At 68.0% G+C, this 16453-nt stretch carries 8 protein-coding genes; 4 read left to right on the top strand and 4 right to left on the bottom strand.

The features are described 5' to 3' along the window. Nucleotides 1-77: 77 nt before the first annotated feature. Genes F0U60_RS14985 through F0U60_RS14975 form a run of 3 tightly spaced genes read right to left on the bottom strand, consistent with a single transcriptional unit; the run spans nucleotide 78 to nucleotide 9250 of the window. Complete coding sequence (locus F0U60_RS14985) at nucleotides 78-1994, bottom strand: GrpB family protein (protein ID WP_395819756.1); 1917 nt, start codon at nucleotides 1992-1994, stop codon at nucleotides 78-80. Then, nucleotides 1991-7147: a hypothetical protein gene (locus tag F0U60_RS14980; protein ID WP_395819753.1), complete on the bottom strand. Its 5157-nt coding sequence runs from the start codon at nucleotides 7145-7147 to the stop codon at nucleotides 1991-1993. Before F0U60_RS14980 ends, F0U60_RS14985 begins: the two co-directional genes overlap by 4 nt. 12 nt (nucleotides 7148-7159) lie before the next feature. Continuing rightward, a complete protein-coding gene (locus F0U60_RS14975) occupies nucleotides 7160-9250 on the bottom strand; it encodes a CHAT domain-containing protein (RefSeq protein WP_395819750.1) in 2091 nt (696 codons plus the stop codon). A 103-nt stretch (nucleotides 9251-9353) separates the two neighbouring features. On the opposite strand from F0U60_RS14975, the gene F0U60_RS14970 reads away from it, so the two are divergent. Beyond that, nucleotides 9354-12443: a CHAT domain-containing protein gene (locus F0U60_RS14970; RefSeq protein WP_395819748.1), complete on the top strand. Its 3090-nt coding sequence runs from the start codon at nucleotides 9354-9356 to the stop codon at nucleotides 12441-12443. A 4-nt stretch (nucleotides 12444-12447) separates the two neighbouring features. On the opposite strand, the gene F0U60_RS14965 is transcribed toward F0U60_RS14970, so the two are convergent. Beyond that, complete coding sequence (locus tag F0U60_RS14965; RefSeq protein WP_395819746.1) at nucleotides 12448-12621, bottom strand: hypothetical protein; 174 nt, start codon at nucleotides 12619-12621, stop codon at nucleotides 12448-12450. Nucleotides 12622-12767: 146 nt separating this feature from the next. On the opposite strand from F0U60_RS14965, the gene F0U60_RS14960 reads away from it, so the two are divergent. Genes F0U60_RS14960 through F0U60_RS14950 form a run of 3 tightly spaced genes read left to right on the top strand, consistent with a single transcriptional unit; the run spans nucleotide 12768 to nucleotide 16153 of the window. After that, nucleotides 12768-13319, top strand: a complete 552-nt coding sequence (locus F0U60_RS14960) for a helix-turn-helix domain-containing protein (protein WP_395819743.1) — start codon at nucleotides 12768-12770, stop codon at nucleotides 13317-13319. Beyond that, on the top strand, nucleotides 13211-13819 hold the full coding sequence (locus F0U60_RS14955) for an IS630 family transposase (RefSeq protein ID WP_395819740.1): 609 nt from the start codon (nucleotides 13211-13213) through the stop codon (nucleotides 13817-13819). Before F0U60_RS14960 ends, F0U60_RS14955 begins: the two co-directional genes overlap by 109 nt. A gap of 9 nt (nucleotides 13820-13828) precedes the next feature. Then, a complete protein-coding gene (locus F0U60_RS14950; RefSeq protein WP_395819737.1) occupies nucleotides 13829-16153 on the top strand; it encodes a tyrosine-type recombinase/integrase in 2325 nt (774 codons plus the stop codon). Nucleotides 16154-16453: the final 300 nt, after the last annotated feature.

Here is a 16453-nt window from a genome sequence, read left to right as displayed (position 1 = left end):
GCCCCTCCGCTCCGGCCCTCACCGCCCCCTGACACAGGGGGTCACCATCAATCGGCCTCCCATCTTTCTTATGCTTTCTACCGGGAGCCCTTCAGGATGCGCTCGATGACCGTGCCCTTCGCCTCCGCGTAATCCCCGCTGTTGGTGATGCCCTGGGCGAGGAGTTCCCGTTTGCGCGCCACATAGGCCTCGCGCTTCGCCGGGTCCCCTCGCAGCTGGTCGCGGAAGCGGCGCTGGGTCTCCACCTCCGGCGAGTCCGCAGGAATCACGTGCACGTGCAGGTTGTAGCGCGTGCCCTCGTGCTCCAGGCTGCCCTGGCGCATCGGCCGGTCCTCGGGCCATGGCTCGTGCCCCGCCGGCGGCACCTGCTTCTGGAAGCCGAGCGCGTCCAGCACCGCCTTCACCGGCTCCAGTTGCCCGGGCATCACGGGAATCATCAGGTCCACCACGCCCTTGCCCTCGCAGCCCTGTACCGAGGTGCTGCCGATGTGCTCCACCGTGACGCCGGGCAGGTGGTGACGCACGGCCTCGCCCACGCGCCGCGCGACCTCCGCCGAGCGCGGGTCGTGCGGACGGCAGACCACGGGCTCGTGCACGTAGGGACCGATGCGGAGCGTGAGCCATCCGAAGAGCCGCGCCCCCGCCTCGCGGTCCGCGGCTTCCAGCGCCTTTGCCTCCTTCGCTCCCGCGCCCGTGGGGCTGTTGCGCGGTCCGCTCTCACGGTCCTTCTCGATCTTCTGGAGGACCAGCGCCTCGACCCCCCCCGCCACATAAGCCCCCGGGTCCTTCTCATAGGCCAGCCGGGCCGCCGCGAGGAGGACCCGGACGTTGCTCGAGCCAGGCTTCTCCGCACGCAGCAACCGGGTCACCTCCGACGCGGCATTCCGCTGGTCCACAGCGGAGAAGCACAGGACATCACACAGGGAGACTTTTCCAAGCTCGGGGATGGGCCCCGTCAGCAGCGCGTCCACCACCCGGGGGATGTCCTCCTCGAACTCCTGTCCCATGGCGTGCCGGGGGTAGAGGGCGAGCCACTCCTTCCGGTACGCGTCGGCCTTCTCCTGGAACCCCATCACCTCCAGGACGCGCAGGCCGAGCAGGATGCGCAGGAAGTCGGTCGGGTAGTCCCCCCAGCCGGAGGAGTCCGGGCGCTGCGCCATGATGTCCTGCGGGTCCATGGCCAGGAAGTCCATGAGCGCGCCAACGAACGCGGGGCCAAGCGACAGGCAGCCATAGACGTCCGCGAAGACCTCTCCGAGCCAGGAGGCCCACGCGGCGTGGCGCTCGCCGGGCACTCCGGCCGTCCCCAACAGTTGATGGAGCGTGGAGGTGAGGCCGAAGTCGTGCTCGACGACGTGGCCGGCCTCGTGGGCGAGCAGGAGCGTGTCCGACAGGTGCCGGGCCTGGAACCAGGGCACCCCGATGACGGGGATGGGAAGGGACTTGATGAGGGGGAGGTGCTGCGCTTTGACCGCCCACCGCCTGCGGTTCTCGTCCGGCTCCTCATACGGGATGAACCGGGAGCGGGCATACGGCGTCGACCACGCGTCGAAGAAGACCAGCGGCGGCTCCTTGAGCTGCTGGGCCTGGGCACTCGCCGCGTGGGCCCTGCTCCGGGCGGGCTCGTAGCATTTCCAGGCGAGCTCATCCGCGGGAACCAGGTAGCACGCGTAGAACGGCACCGCCCGCAGGGCGAGCTTGGCGCGGAAGAAATCCCAGACGCTGTGCAGATCCAGGATGCACACCTCCAGATCACGGCAGAAGGCCAGGAGCGTGCCCATCCGGGCGTGATGCTGGATGGCCTTCCGGATGGCGTCCTGGGCCCCCTCGAGCTGGGAAGAGATGCGCCGGAGCTGCGAGTGGTGCTTCTCGAAGGGCTTCGGCTCCTCGGGGGGCTTCGAAGCCTCACTCAGGTCGCGCCATTTCTGGAGCTCGCTCACGAGGCTGTCCAGCTTGCGCTCCAGCTCGATGGCCTTGCGCTGTTCCAGGGTCATGAGCCCCTCCTCATTTCGCTGACTTTCTTCGCTGACTTTCTCGCCCGCGGGGGCAGAGGCACCCAGTCCGGGTCATCGGTGAAGAGCGCCGTCCCGAGCGGACCGATGACCTCCAGGAGCGTCAGACCACGCAGCACGTCGTAGGGCGACCGGCCTTCCCTGCCGAAGCGAGCCAGCAGCGTGCTCCTCAACCGGCGAGCCATCTCGCCAACACTCGCACCTTCCAGAAGCGCCTGGATCAACGCGCTGTCGAGCCCATCCTGGAACTGCTCGAGCCCCGTGCCGAGCACGGCCGCCACGCTCCCCAGGGAGAACAGCTCCGCGGCGAAGGCATTGCGTAGAAAGAGTTGAGTGGCCCGCTCCGTCTCGCCCGGGCGGCTCACCACGTCGAGCACCACGAGCACCGGATGAGGTGGCTGATGGAACCGCTTCAACATCCGATCGAGCCTCGACGGAGTGAGCAGGTGAGAAGTTCCGAAGTTGAAGAAGATCCCACCGACAGAGGGCGACTCCTCGAGGTCCGCGCGGATGTGGAGCACCGCGGGGAGACTGTCCAGCTCGTCCAGACCTCCCTCGAAGACCACCGGCCTGAAACCGTTGCTCGCGTAGGCCATGCTCAATTCCCGAAGGCTCAGACCCAGGTGGTCCCGCGTGGAATTTCCGCCCACGAGGAGCACCTCCATCTCGGCATCGGCATCCCTCTTCCTCGGACCAGGCCGTGAGCGCGGTGGAGCCTGATGCGAAGAAGGGGCCAGAGGGCCGCGATAGAAGAAATGGGTCCAGTCCGAGAGACTCAGCAGGTGCCGCGCCCCACCGGATGCCACCAGGAACTCCCAGGGCACGGGAGCCAGTCCGAGCTCCTCCACTTCCATCCGGACATCGCGCACCTCGGACGCCCGCTCCAACGCGCGGACACTCGCCCGCGGCAGCAGCGCGGCTCCGAGCTGCTCTCCCATCTGGCACCAGTCCGATACGAACCGCTTCAGGAGCGCGTAGGAGAACACCCGTCCCCTCGACTCGAGCTGCTCCCTCAGCTCGGGTACCTCCGGATCCATGGCCCGCGGTCCATCCTCAAGCTCGTCCCCGGTCCTGACCAGCAGGCGTCTCTCGTGCCTGCCCTCCCACGGCTCTTCGACCTCGAGCTTGATACCAAAGACGTTCCGGCGCTCCGAACCGCCGCGGGGCTCGTCCGGCACGGAGTCGCTCTCCAGGTTCTCGCCAGGAGGGAGCGAATCATCAGGCCGGGACATGGTGCGCAACGAGGGCTCCAACCGGAGCAACCACTTGGGCGGCACATCCCTGAGGTGCCGCAGCCGCTTGTTGGCCTCACTCCACAACCAGGAGGGCTCGAGGATCTCGGAACGCATCCCGAGGAAACGCTTCCCCCTCCCGCTGGTGATCATGCCCACCCGTTCGGACTGTTCGAGCAGCAAGGCCGCGCAGAGCGTCGGGTAGTTTCCGTGCTCCTGGAGGAATGGGTCGATCTCCCGCAGAATCTCGAATGGCGCCCCGGCCCTCCACCCGAGCCGATCCTCGGCCAGCAACACCTCACGCAGCGCGAAGCGTCTGCCAGCGGTCATCCAACCGATCCCCGTCTCACGAAGGAGCGACTCCGCCTGCTCTTCCAATCCGCAGAGCCGAAGGATCTCCACCCGCATCGAGTCTTGCAGCAGCGTATCCAGGTACGGCTGGGACGCGGCGGCCTCCGAGCCCTCCGGCGCCACCAGGTCCACCCACCGTTTCGAGAGCGGGCGCTCCAGGGAGATGTCCCGCAGCGGCTCGAGCAGCGCGAGCCGGGCCGCCACGGTGGGGATGCGCTCGAGCTGGCGCCTCAACTCATCGGTGAAGTCATTGGCCATGGTCCTCGGCACATGCTTCAGTGCGAGCCCCTGGAGCAGAATCCTCACAATGACAGCCGGTGGCCAGGTGGGCTCACGTGCCAGCAGCGAGTTGACAATCTCGCGTGCGTGCCCTCGGCGCCCCAGTCTGTCCTCCAACTCGGCTTCGACCAGCCTCAGCGCGAGCCAACCCTCCCCCTGTACACCCGAGTCCGAGCGTGACACCTCCCGGAAGTGCTGCTGAACGGCGCGCTCGTCATCGAGCTCCACGAGTTGGAGATGGGCGGAGCGGGCCCGGCACCGGAGCACCCCATCCATTTCCCCCAGGCCCCTCCACTCCTCCTCCGCCGCGAACAACTCCTCGATGGCCTCGACGGGTTCCAGGAGCGCCACCAGCGCATCCGCACGAAGCTCCCGCGCCATCGCCACCATCTCGGTGCGCTTGGATGCCTCCATTCTCCGGGTGGACAGGCGCACCCCCTGTACGAACCGCTGGAGCTCCGTCCCCATCCCTACCGCGTCAGCCGGGGACCGCAGCGCGAGGTGCGCGCGCCCTCTCAGCAACATCGCTTGCGCCTGGAAGTCCCAGGACGCCCATTCCACCCCCTCGTTCGCCTCGAATATCTGGAGTGCCTTCGCCGGTTCTCCCGCTTGCAGGCCGAGCTCGACGAGCTGGAGGATCATCCGTTGATCGGCCTCTCCCCACACAGACTCGCGCGCCATCGAGCGGCCGTCCCCGAGCACTTCCGTGGCCTCCTGGAACCGGCCAGCGCGCGCGGCGACCCGGGCGAAACGTTCCTGCACCTCAACGAGGGCGCGACGCTCCTCGGGCTCCACTCTGGACAACAGCGGCAGGATGACCCGGTAGTGCTCCAGGGCCTCCTCCAAGCGCTGGGACTCCGCGAGCACGTCCGCCAGGTGCAACTCCGCATCGAGCCGCTCCTCAGCGGAGAGAGCGGAGCGCTTGGCCTCCGCGAGGAGCCGGATCGCCTCCTCGGGAGAGCTCCGGACGGCCAGAACACCTCGGAGCGCCTGCACCCGCGACTTCGAGACGAACGACATACCGTCCGCCCTGGCCTGGAGCCGCTCCACCGTGTCGAGATAGCGCCTGCTCTGGTCCAACAGGCGCTCGCGCTCCTGGCGAGAAGCGCTCCTGGCGAGCCCAATGCCAGCACGCGCCAGCTCGTAGTTCGCCAGGACGAGCGTCTCCTGCGAAAGCATGGGTGACCCATCGTCGCGAAGCCGGGGACGGCGGTCCTCGTCCAGATAGTCGGAACCGAGAACCTCATCCGCCACTTCCTGGACCCACCCCAGGTGGCCCGAGGCCCGGGCGCGCTCCAGCACCGTCCGCCAGTAGTTTCCAGCAAGCGCCCCCTCCAGCTGGAAGCGGTGGTAGAGCGCTTCGCGGATGAAGACCGCCCAGCGCTCCGGCTCCTGCTCCGCCCTGCGCTCGAAGTACGCGACCGCGTCCCGATGCAGCAGATAGAAGACATTCTGCCGCTGCAGCAGGCGGCGCATCGGGTGGAGGACGTCCCCGTGGAAGACCAGGGTCTGCTCACCGGCCGGGTACACCCAGGAGAACGGGCTGGCGTACCGGTTGAGTTCCACCCATAGCGCCCGGAAGTCCACCGTCTCCTCGGGAGAGCGGAGCAGGTTCGTCGGAAAGACCTCGCCCCGCTCCACCGGCAGCGCATCCTTCACGGGCTCGTCGAGCGTCGAGGCTCCGGACATGGCCGCGAGCAAATGCCGGGCCATCACCTCCTCGAGGAACGGGTACGTCAGCCGGCGCGGCACCACCCCGTAGCGCAGCAGCCACCGGACCCGCCGGTCGTCGATGCGATCCACCACCCGCTCGATGAGGTAGAGCAGGTCCACCTCGGGCCACGAGGCGATCTCCTCTCGCGACAGGTGCGGGCTCGACTGGAGCAGATCCGCGAAGAGCGCCAGCTTGAAGGGCGAGCCCTGGGACTTCTCGACGACGACCTCCAGGCGCGGATCCCTACCCAGCCCGCGTTTCTCGCTCAGGTAGGCGCGTGCCTCGTCCTCCGTGAAGGGAAGAATGCGCTGGACGTCCATCCGCGGACCCAGCTTCCTGGCGAGCGCTGGCAATCGCTCCGTCAGGTCATAGCGTCCCGCGAGAATCAATCGGAGCTGCGAATAGAGCCGGAACATCGGCATGAACAGCCTGACGATGCGCTCGAGATCGGCGCCCGGACGCAGCAGGGCCTCCTCCACCGTGTCGAGGATGAGCAGGACCGGGCCCACATGCCGCGTCTCCCGCAGGACGGAGATGAAGCGGTCCTGTGCTTCCTCGCCCGTCAACCGCCCCAGATGCCCGGCCCGGGACGAGCCCGCCTCCACGGTTTCCAGCGCGCCCTCGAAATTGATGCGGCTGGAGGAGACATAGTCCGTGAGCCAGCCGATGAACCCCTGGAAGGGGGCGCCCTGGAGCTGGACATCGAGCTGCCGCGCGAGTTCCAGCAGGATCAGCCACGGCTGACGGGTGCTGGTCACCGGGTCCAGGACATCGAAGTCGATCCGGGCACAGGGGATGTGGGACGGGACACACCATCGGGCAATCGCCCACCGCAGGAACATGCTCTTGCCCATGCCCCCCGGTGCATGCAGGTGAAGGATCCAGTGCGGCCCACCCCGCAACTGGGCCTCCACATCCATCATGGCCTCCAGACGTGACCGCAGGTGCTGGCGCTCGTAGAAGCGCGCTGTCCGTGTGTACTCGTCCGCCCAGAAGCTGCGCGTCCGCAGATGGCGCCGCCACTCCTCCCTCCGCGTCCGGAGCTCTGGCTCCAATACAGCCTCGCGCTCATCCAAGATGGCGAGCAGATCCTGGCACCGTGCTAGATCGAAGCTCCGATTGGCGTTCTCCCAGAAGAACGCGGCCTGGATTCTCGTCTCCAGCGGCGGGCCACCCACCAGCGAGTGGTAGAGCCCCTCCAGCTCCCAGCCCTCGCCCTTGCCCTGGAAGTAGCTGGCCAGGGCGGCGTTGAGGGCGCGGAAGTCCGCCTCCCTCTTGCTCCACGCGCTCAGGAGATGGTTCCGCTCCGCCTCACGCAGCCGGTAGCGCCCCTCGGACCGGGGGACACGCTCCACCATGGGGTTGCGCACTAGGCGCTCGAACGGCACCCGGCCCTCCGGGTCCAGCACCACCGACACCAGATCCCGATCGAAGCCGTGGACCAGCGCGCACCGTTGGAGCAACTCCTGCTCTTCCGCCAGAAGACGGGACCAGAGCAGCTCGGCCGGGTCCTCGCCCTTCTCGAGCCGCTGAATGAGTTCCTGGATCGACGTCGTCATCACACCCCCCGGTTACGCCTCGATGAGGGAAAGCAAGGTCTTCAGGAGGCTGGGCTTCCAGACATACTGACCCTGTCCCCTGAATTTCATCTTGTGGAGCGTCCGGACGATCACTTCCCGCTCCTGTGCGTCCGGATAACGACGCCGGAGGAAGTCCGAAACGAACTTGTGGAAGTCCCCGCTCGAGAAGGGGGACAACGTGACACGCCGGTGGGGCGGCAGGGGTTTCATGGGGGGCAGCACGCGCTCCCCCAACCCCAGCTCCGGGGCCTCCGTGTCCCGGACCGCGAGCACCAACCGGATTGGCGCCAGCTCTCCCCGGGCGATGGGGTCGATCAACCACGGGCGGAGGTAGCGCTTGAAGTCCTCCACGAAGACGCCCCGGAGGTTGTCGAGAACCAGGACCAGGGGTGGCCGTTGCCCGGCGTCCTTCAGCGCGGCCCGGAAGGACTCGAAGATGCGCCGGGGGGCGTTCTCGGGCACGTTGTCCGCCTTGAACGGCAGCCCCTCGTCCTCCACGTGCCCCTCGGGTTTCGTGTCCGGCGGCTGCTGGCCCCGGAGCAGGAAGTTGAGGTCCCGGTTGAACGTGGAGAACGCCTCGGGCGGAAGCGGCTGCTTGATGGGGGAGGGGTCTCCCGGGTCCCCATCCCGGATGGCCCGCAGCACCTCCAGGAAGCCCGTGGTCACGCCGCCCTTGAGGTCCACATAGGCCAGGCGCCGCTCGTGGTGCGCGCAGCCCTCCAGGCCCCAGTAGATGAGCGCCGTCTTGCCCACCTCACTGGGCCCGGTGACGACCAGCAGATGGGAGGCGGAGATCGACGGGATGACGGCGGCGGGCTCCACGGAGCCCATGACCTGCCGCCGCTCCTGTTTGCGATCCACGAAGTCGGAGAGGAGGAAGTGCTTGTACTCGTCCGACTCGCGGAACTCCGTGAGCAGCCTGGAGCCGCTGACCAGGGAAGGGAACACCTCCTCGGGCAGCACTCCGAACCAGGCGGCCGGAAGGGCCCAGTCCCGTTTGCCGGGTCCGGGCTGGACGCTCGTCTCGGTGCGCGCCTTCTGCACGGCCCTGTCGAGCGTGGCCCCCGCCGCCAGGGCCTTGTACAGCTCCGCCGAGAAGGTGGCGGCGGCGGGGCCCGGAACCTCGCCGCGCATCCCCACCACCGCGGCCGTTCCGAACTGGCGGAAGGCCTGGGCCAGGGACCAGAGCCGCTCGGCCTCCGGCATGTCCGCGGAGTAGCACGCGTTGAGGATCGCCAGACGCGGGGGCGCCTGCGACAGGTCGGTCGTGATGAGGTCCACGGTCCACGGCGGCTCCCCCTTCAGCAGGTGCAGGCCGATCCGTCCCGTCCCCACATCCTCGAGCCCATGGCCGATGAAATGGAAGACGTGGGGGCGATAGCCCTCATAGGCCTTCCGGAGCGCCGTGCGGGACGGGGTGTGCAGCACCTCGTGGTCCACCATGTGCCGCATCTCGTGGAAGGCCGCCTCGAGGGCCTCCAGCTCCCAGCTGGCCTCGATGCGCTTGTCACCAGCCTCGTCCCCCACGACGACCAGCACGCGCAGCGGCCACTCCGGCTTCGGGGCCGGCCCGCGCCGTGACGGGTCCACGGACCCGCGCACCGCGACGAGCGTGGGGTCCAGGAAGAGCCTCCGGGGCCCATCCCCCGTCAGCAGTTCCCACGGCAACTGCTCGAGCTCCCGGGAGCGGATGTCCAGGATGAGCCGCAGCCCCTCGCTGTGCGGTGGATCCTCGCGGGGATACGCCGCCCGCAGCCGGTTCCATTCCGCCAGCACCTGGCCCTGGAACATCAGGTGGAAGAGGTACTGGCCGATCACCTCCAGCGTGGGGGACTCATCCTCGAGCGCCAGGAGGCGCTCCAGGGCCAGCCGCCCGGTCAGCGGCTCGCCCGAGTCCGGGTCCTTGAAGAACCCGCTGGACCCCGGATCCACCAGGGGCGCCGTGAAGTCCGGGTGCTCAGCAATGACAGCCTCCGCCCGGGGCGTCTCGAACCACCTCGGATCTGTTCCTTCGTTCACGAAGAGGGCTACCGGATGGCCGGCCTCCCTCTTCGGCCCGATGTGGAGGATGAGTGTCTTCATGCCCGCTCCATCCATAACCCACCACCCCCCGCACACTCCAATTGAAGACTCCGGGCCAGCATGCTCTCGTCACCTCACAACGCTGACGGACAGGGGGAACGAGATGGCCGAGCCCATGCGGGATATCGTCGTCGTGCTGCCGGGCATCATGGGCAGTGTGCTCGAGCGCAATGGGAAGGAAGTCTGGGCACTCTCGGTGGGAGCGCTCGCCCGGGCCGTGACCAGCCTCGGCGGCAGTGTCGAGAAGCTCGCACTGACGGAGGACTCGGGGGCCCTGGACGCGGCGGGGGACGGAGTCGTCGCCACGAAGCTCCTGCCCGACACGCGCATCATCCCCGGCTTCTGGAAGGTGGACGGCTATTCCCGCATCGTCGAGGAGCTGAAGCGCCGATTCGACCTCAAGGACGGCAAGAACTTCTTCACCTTCCCCTATGACTGGCGCCGCGACAACCGCCTCCACGCCCGCCGGCTCCAGCAGCAGAGCGCCCAATGGCTCGCGAGCTGGCGTCAGGAGTCGGGCAACAAGGACGCGAAGCTCATCCTCATCGCCCACTCCATGGGCGGGCTCGTCTCGCGCTACTTCACCGAGGTGCTCGAGGGCTGGAAGGACACCCGGGTCCTCATCACCATCGCCACGCCCCACCGCGGCTCGCCCCAAGCGCTCGGCACGCTCGCCCATGGCGTCTCCAAGAAGCTCGGGCCCCTCACCATGTTCGACATCTCGGAGGCCGTCCGCACCTTCCCCTCGCTGTACCAGTTGCTGCCCATCTACCCGTGTTGTGATCTCGGCCAGGGCACCCTGGCGCGCGTCACCGAGGTGCCCGGCATCCGCAACCTCGCCCTCCCCCAGGCCACCCGCGCGCTCGAGTTCCACCTGGAAATCGAGCGCGCCGTGACCCACCACCTCAACGACGACGCCTACCGCGACTCGGGCTACCAACTCTTCCCCGTGGTGGGCATCCACCAGCCCAGCTTCCAGTCCGCGCGCGTCGTCAACGGCCTGGTGGAGTTGCTGCAGGAGTACCAGGGGCGGGATTTGAGCGGAGATGGGACCGTCCCCCGCTTCTCCGCCACGCCCGTGGAGCTCAGCGACGAGCACCGCGAGGTGTACGTGGCCCAGCGCCACGCCTCGCTGCAGAACCTGGACACCGTGTTGGATCAGCTCGAGGGCGTGCTCACCGGGCTCGACCTGGATCTGCGGCGCTTCCGCGGGGTGCGCCCGGTGCGGCTGGGGCTGGACCTCGAGGATGCGTACCTCACCGAGGAGCCCGTGCTCGTCCGGGCCCGTCCCGAGCGCGAGCCCGTCCAGCTCCAGGCCATCATCCACAACCTCGACACGGGCAAGGAGCAGAGCCGCGGGGCCCTGCGCCCGCGCAGCGATGGCTGGCACACCCATGCCTTCAAGCCCCTGCCGCCGGGCGTGTACCGGCTGACGGTGTCGGGCCAGCGGGCAGGGATGGTGAGTCCCATCTCGGATGTCTTCATGGTGCCGGCCGCTCCCGCCCCCTCCGTGTCCCTGGGCACCCCGGTGAGCGACTCCCCGCTCCGCTCGGGGATGCGGAGCGGCGTGCGCGGAGCCCGCGATGACTCGAGAACGCCGCTCGACATCCCGCTCCCGTTCGGCGCTCCCCTGTCCGCCCCCCCCACGGCAAACACGCCCAAGGAGCAGGCCATCTACTACCCCACCATCGAGGGCCAGGGAGAGGTGGCGCCCCGCGCGGAGCTGAAGCTCACCATCGACCTGCTGCTCCAGCCCCATGCCGAGACCCAGTCGGAGCCCTTCCTGCTGCGCAACCTGCCCGCCGACTGGACGCGGGAGGAGGTCGAGGTCCAACTCGCCTCGGTGGACCTAGAGATCCCCAAGGATGCGCAAGGCAACGAGCAGGACCAAGGAGTCATCGTCCTCCATCGGGGCCAGCCCTCGGAGCCGTTCACGGTGACGTGTACCGTATCGCCCCAAGCCCAGCCCCAGCACGGGGTGGAAGTGGTGGCCACGTTCTTCCACCAGCGCCGCTTCTGCGGCAGCGCGCGGCGGACCTTCTTCGCGCCTTCCTCCGCCCAACCGATGCCAACCGGGCCCGCCGAGCCAGCAGAACCCAGGACCCAGGGCGGTTTCGCCCTCGAGGTGGGCGCGGAGGCTCCGACGCTGACGGTGCAGATCCATCAACCTCCGGGGGTGGGCCCGGGTGCCCTGTACTGGGTCCTCAAGCCCGCCCGCCGCGACCTACCGGGCATGCCCTCGCGCCTCAATGGGACGAGCAACATCGGCGTGCATCCCTTCGAGTTCGTCCAGGGACTGTTCTCCGCTTGCTCCGTCCGCACGCGGGGCCGGCACATGACCCTGCTGGAGGGCATTGGCGATCGGCTCTTCCAGCAGACCCCCAGCAGCTTCCAGGACACGTACTGGGCCTTGCGCGAGAAGTACGGCCCCCACTTCCCCATCCAGTTCATCGTCGACGAGCCCTACATCCCCTGGGAACTCATGCGTCCCTCGACGCGAACGGGGACAACGGCGAAGCTGCTCGCAGTGGACCACCCCGTGGCCCGCTGGTCGCTCAACTACGAGGGATCCATGTCGAGCCAGCTTCCCCGGGGGAACCTGGTGGCCATGGCGCCGCGTTATGATAGCCGCACCGATGTGGACCCCCTGCGTTACGCCCAGGACGAGTTGAAGATGCTCGTCAACACCTTCGGCGCCACGGCCGTGGAGGGCACTCGCGTCAGCCTCCTATCGCTCCTGGAGGACAGGGGACGCATGCCCATCGGCATCTTCCACTTCGCAGGGCACGGCCAGTTCAAGACGAACGCCGATCTGTCCTGCATCCTGCTCGACCGCGAGCAGGATGACGTGGTGGCGGCCGAGGTCTCCCGCCGTGAGACGATGCTCGGCGAGCGCTACCGGACGCTGGTGGTGATGAATGCCTGCGAGGTCGGCGCCACCGGCACCGTGCTCGGCTCGATTGGCGGCTGGGCCGAGGCCTTCATGAACCGGCGGTTCGGCGGCTTCGTCGCCCCGTTGTGGGCGGTGTTCGACAGCGACGCGCACCGGGTCATCACCGAGTTCTACCAGTTCATCCAAGGGGGCGTCCGCGTGGCGGACGCGCTCCAGACCATCCGCAAGCAGTACGGCCAGGACTCCCCCACGTTCCTCTCGTACCTGTTCTACGGGGACGTGATGGCGAGGTTCGTGTGACGGACTACGGCTCCGGCTGGATGTTGCTTCGGCGGAAGATGTTCATGGCGCAGCCCAGCCGCTTACCGGGGAAAGGATTGCCCACCAGCACCGGAGACAGCACCACCACAGAGTCCGCGCCCACCAAGTCGTACTCGGCGAAGGCGTTGCCGGAGAGGAACGCGACGCGATTCCCCACCAGCCTTGGAAGCCCGAGCCGAGCGACTCCACCACGCCCCAGCCCTCATGGCCCGGAGCGCCCGGGGCCATAAGGTACTTGAACTACTCGCGGCCTTCCCAAGTGGGCAGGTGGTGGCCCCACGAGCCCCTGGCATTTTTGACCTCATGGTGCAATCGCGCAGCTACCACTTGTTGTACACCTCCGGCATGGAGCCGCTGGAGGTAGATGAGGAGGGGCGTGCGCGGCTGAGGGAACTGGGCCGCGCACCTACAGCGAGCTGGTGGGTGCGCGACAGGGTAGAGATGGTGCTGCTGGCCGCAGAGGGCTGGAGCGCACCGCGCATCGCCCAGCATCTGGAAGTGAGTGCCTCGACGGTGCGCCGGGTCGTGCGGGCCTTTCGCCAGCACGGCACGGATGCTCTCGAGCGCAAGCTGCCGGGGCCACCGCCCGACTTGCAGCACCAACGGCGGGTGCAACATGCCCTGGCCGCGCTGCTAGAGCAGCCACGCACCTGGACCTCCAGCCAGTTGTCACAGGCACTGGCTGAACATGGCCTCCAGCTCGGACCCCGGCAAGTGCGCCGCTACCTCAACGCCATGGGTGCGAGTTGGCGGCGCACCAAGATGAGCCTGACGCACAGGCAGCATGCCGACGCGGTGACGCACGCCAGGCGTCGGCTGGCCACACTCAAAAAAAGGCCCGTGCGTCGAGGATAGACCTCTTCTTCCTGGACGAGTGTGGCTTCTCCCCAACTCAGCCCACCGGCTACAGCTGGAGCCCTCACGGTCAACGTCGACTCGTTGCCTATGAAGCGCCCAAAGGTCGACGCGTCAATGCTATCGCGGCCTACCGGCCTTCAGGCGACGCGCCTACGCTGCGCTTCCAGGTGTACCCACGCACTCTGACTTCTGGTGACGTCGTTGCCTTCCTCGCGACGCTCCCATCCGGCGAACGCCCGTGCGTTGTCGTCCTCGATAATGCCGGCATCCACATCAGCAAGCAGGTGCGCCGAGCACTGCCCTCGCTTCATCGCCTCGGGCTCTCGCTCTTCTACCTGCCCGCCTACGCACCTGAACTCAACGATGTGGAGGCGGTTTTTGGCGTCATCAAGGGCTACGAGTTGCCCGAGCGCAGCTATGTCACTCTTCAAGGATTGTTGGTGGCGGTACGGCACGCCTTCCTCCGCTACCGCCGCCGACTCAACCGAAAGAGGTGATCAACATCTATGTCCGGGGGCTTAGAGGACCGGCTCGCCGCCAACGTGGAGTTCGGAGAGCCCGAGAAAGGCCCAATCACCCTGGCCCGCTACACCCAGCGCTGGCTGGAACAGCGCAAGGGTCTCATCGCGGACTTGAGGACGGATGAGTCTCGCCTCCGGCTCCATGTCCTCCCGTACATCGGAGAGATGGCGCTGGAGGACATCCGCCCCCGGCACCTCGTCGAGCTCTTCCGCCAGCTCCGGGTCCAGGGCTCCATCGCGCCGAAGACCGTCCACAACATCTACGGGGTGCTCAAGGCGCTCTTCCGCGATGCTCACCTCGCGGACCTCGTGACGACCTCGCCCTGCATCCTCACCCGGCACCAGCTCGGCGAGAACGTGGACAAGGACCCGACCTGGCGCGCCACTGCGGTCTTCACCCGCGACGAGCTGGAAATGCTCATCTCCGATTCGCGAGTCCCGCCCGACCGGCAGGTGCTCTACGCCCTCCAGGGCATCGCGGCGCTCCGGCACGGGGAGGCCGCCGGTCTTCGCTGGAAGCACTACGATCCGAACACCCCCATGCTGGGGCGGCTCGTCATCGCCACCTCCTACGACAAGGGGCACACCAAGACGAAGCGGACGCGGTACATGCCCGTGCATCCGACGCTGGCGGCCCTGCTGGCGGAGTGGAAGCTCAGGGGGTGGCCCGAGATGATGGGCCGCGCACCGACGCCCGAAGACCTCGTGGTGCCCATGCCCCGGCCAACCAACCGAGGCCCACGCGTGGAGTTCGGCGGAATGCGGACGGACCACCACTCCTACAAGCGGCTGGTGAAGGACATGGAGGCTCTCGGCCTGCGGCACCGGCGGGGCCACGATCTGCGCCGGACCATGATCTCCCTGGCCCGCTCGGATGGCGCCCGGAAGGACATCCTCGAGCTCTGCACGCACACCCGGCGCAAGAGCGGCAACACCATCGACCTCTACACCACGTTCCCGTGGGAGGCCCTCTGCGCCGAGGTGGCGAAGCTCAAGGTCCAGGGCCACGAGCGCGGCCAGCTCGCCCGGCTGGCGCTGGCGGCTTCGGCGGAAAAAGAAAACCCCGGCTCGCCTGAGGGCGACCGGGGCGTTGCTACATCCCTTGCTACAGCTTCCCGGAAAGCTGAGTCCTTTCCGGGAGATACAGAGTGGAGGCGGCGGGAATCGAACCGGAGAAATTCCGCCATGATTCCAGGCACTTCGGAAGCATCATCCCACCCACCGCGAGCCGGATACCCCTTCCGTACCCCCACAGCGTCTCAGTGGACGATCCTCGGCGCCACGCTGCACCCCACCCGCTGCACTGGAGGCACCACCATGTTCCATCCCCCGAAGCGCGCCCTCGTGGCGCTCGTGCTGTCGTCCCTCACTGGTTGCGGCACCCTCCCAGCTCCAGATTATTTCGGCGCAACCCCGACGCGCACCATGCTGGAGGTACCCCGCCCCCGGTTCGCCATCACAGCTGCAGGCCCTGGGGACATCTTCGCCCAGACCGTGGACGCCGTTGTCCTGCCGGCGCTGAAGCTGGTGGACGCGGTAACGGCGAACACGGAGCCCGAGCTCAAAGGCGATGTCGCGGAGTGGCGCACGGTGCCCGGCGCGTCGGAGGCATTCCTCTACCGCCTCGTCGTGGAGAACGTGTCGGGGGACTGGAGCGGAGCCGCTCTCTTCGGGACGCCGGTGAAGCCCGCCCAGTCCTGGCGGTATCGATTGGAGGCGAAGCCGAAGATGCGCGGAGACGATGCCTTCCGCGTCGTGCTCTCCGGCACCCGTGAGACGCCCGAGGGTGACGATGCGGCGGAGCAGGGCACCGGCACATTGCGCGTGGACTGGCGCGCGGCCTGCGAATGGCTCGACGCCGCGACCTGCAAGGAGCTACCGCGCGGGGCCTCAGCAGACGTGCGCTTCTCCTTGGACGTGGATCAGAACTCGTTGGATGCGGACGTTGAGGAGGTGACGCACACCCCCGCTGGGGAGATCCACCGGTTCCTGTCGGTGAGCGGCGCCATGGGCGCGAGCGGTGCGGGCACTCTCCAGATTTCGCAGCGCCACGAGTTCCCCACCCCCAGCATCTGGAACACCTCCAGCACGCAGACCATGGTGTGGGTGTCCTCGGGTGCTGGACGGAACGAATACACAGCGCCCTGGAGCAGCTCCGATGGCACGTCGGGCGTAGCGCTGGGCGTGACGTGCTGGGGAGCGGACGCGCTCACCACCTACTCTCGCGAGGACGGCGGTCCGGGAGGTCCCCAGGAGACAGGCAGCCGCGCAGCGTGCCCCGCCGACGTCGTCATCACGTCCCTGCCCTGACGCGCCACCACACGTCTGCCGCGGGGAAAGAGTAGCCCCAGTGGATGATGCACGAGGGCCCACGGCACAGCGCATCGTGCCGGGGCCCCTGCTCGTTACAGGTAAGTGCAGATCTTCGTGCAGCTGTAGCCGATTCGAACGCCGTGCACCTGCAGGCCGCCCCTCGCGCCCCTCAGGGGAGCGGCCTGTGCCCGCGTGAGCCCAAGGGGGCTGCACGGCCTCTCCACCGGCCCGGTGCACAGCCCCAGCGGCCCTCCTCGGCCCCTCTGCACCTGCCCACCACCCTCAGCAGGGCCCTCA

This window comes from Archangium minus (assembly GCF_044360475.1).
Lineage (GTDB): Bacteria > Myxococcota > Myxococcia > Myxococcales > Myxococcaceae > Archangium > Archangium minus.
The sequence above is the reverse complement of the archived record's forward strand: the minus strand, read 5'-3'. Positions and strand labels throughout refer to the sequence as shown.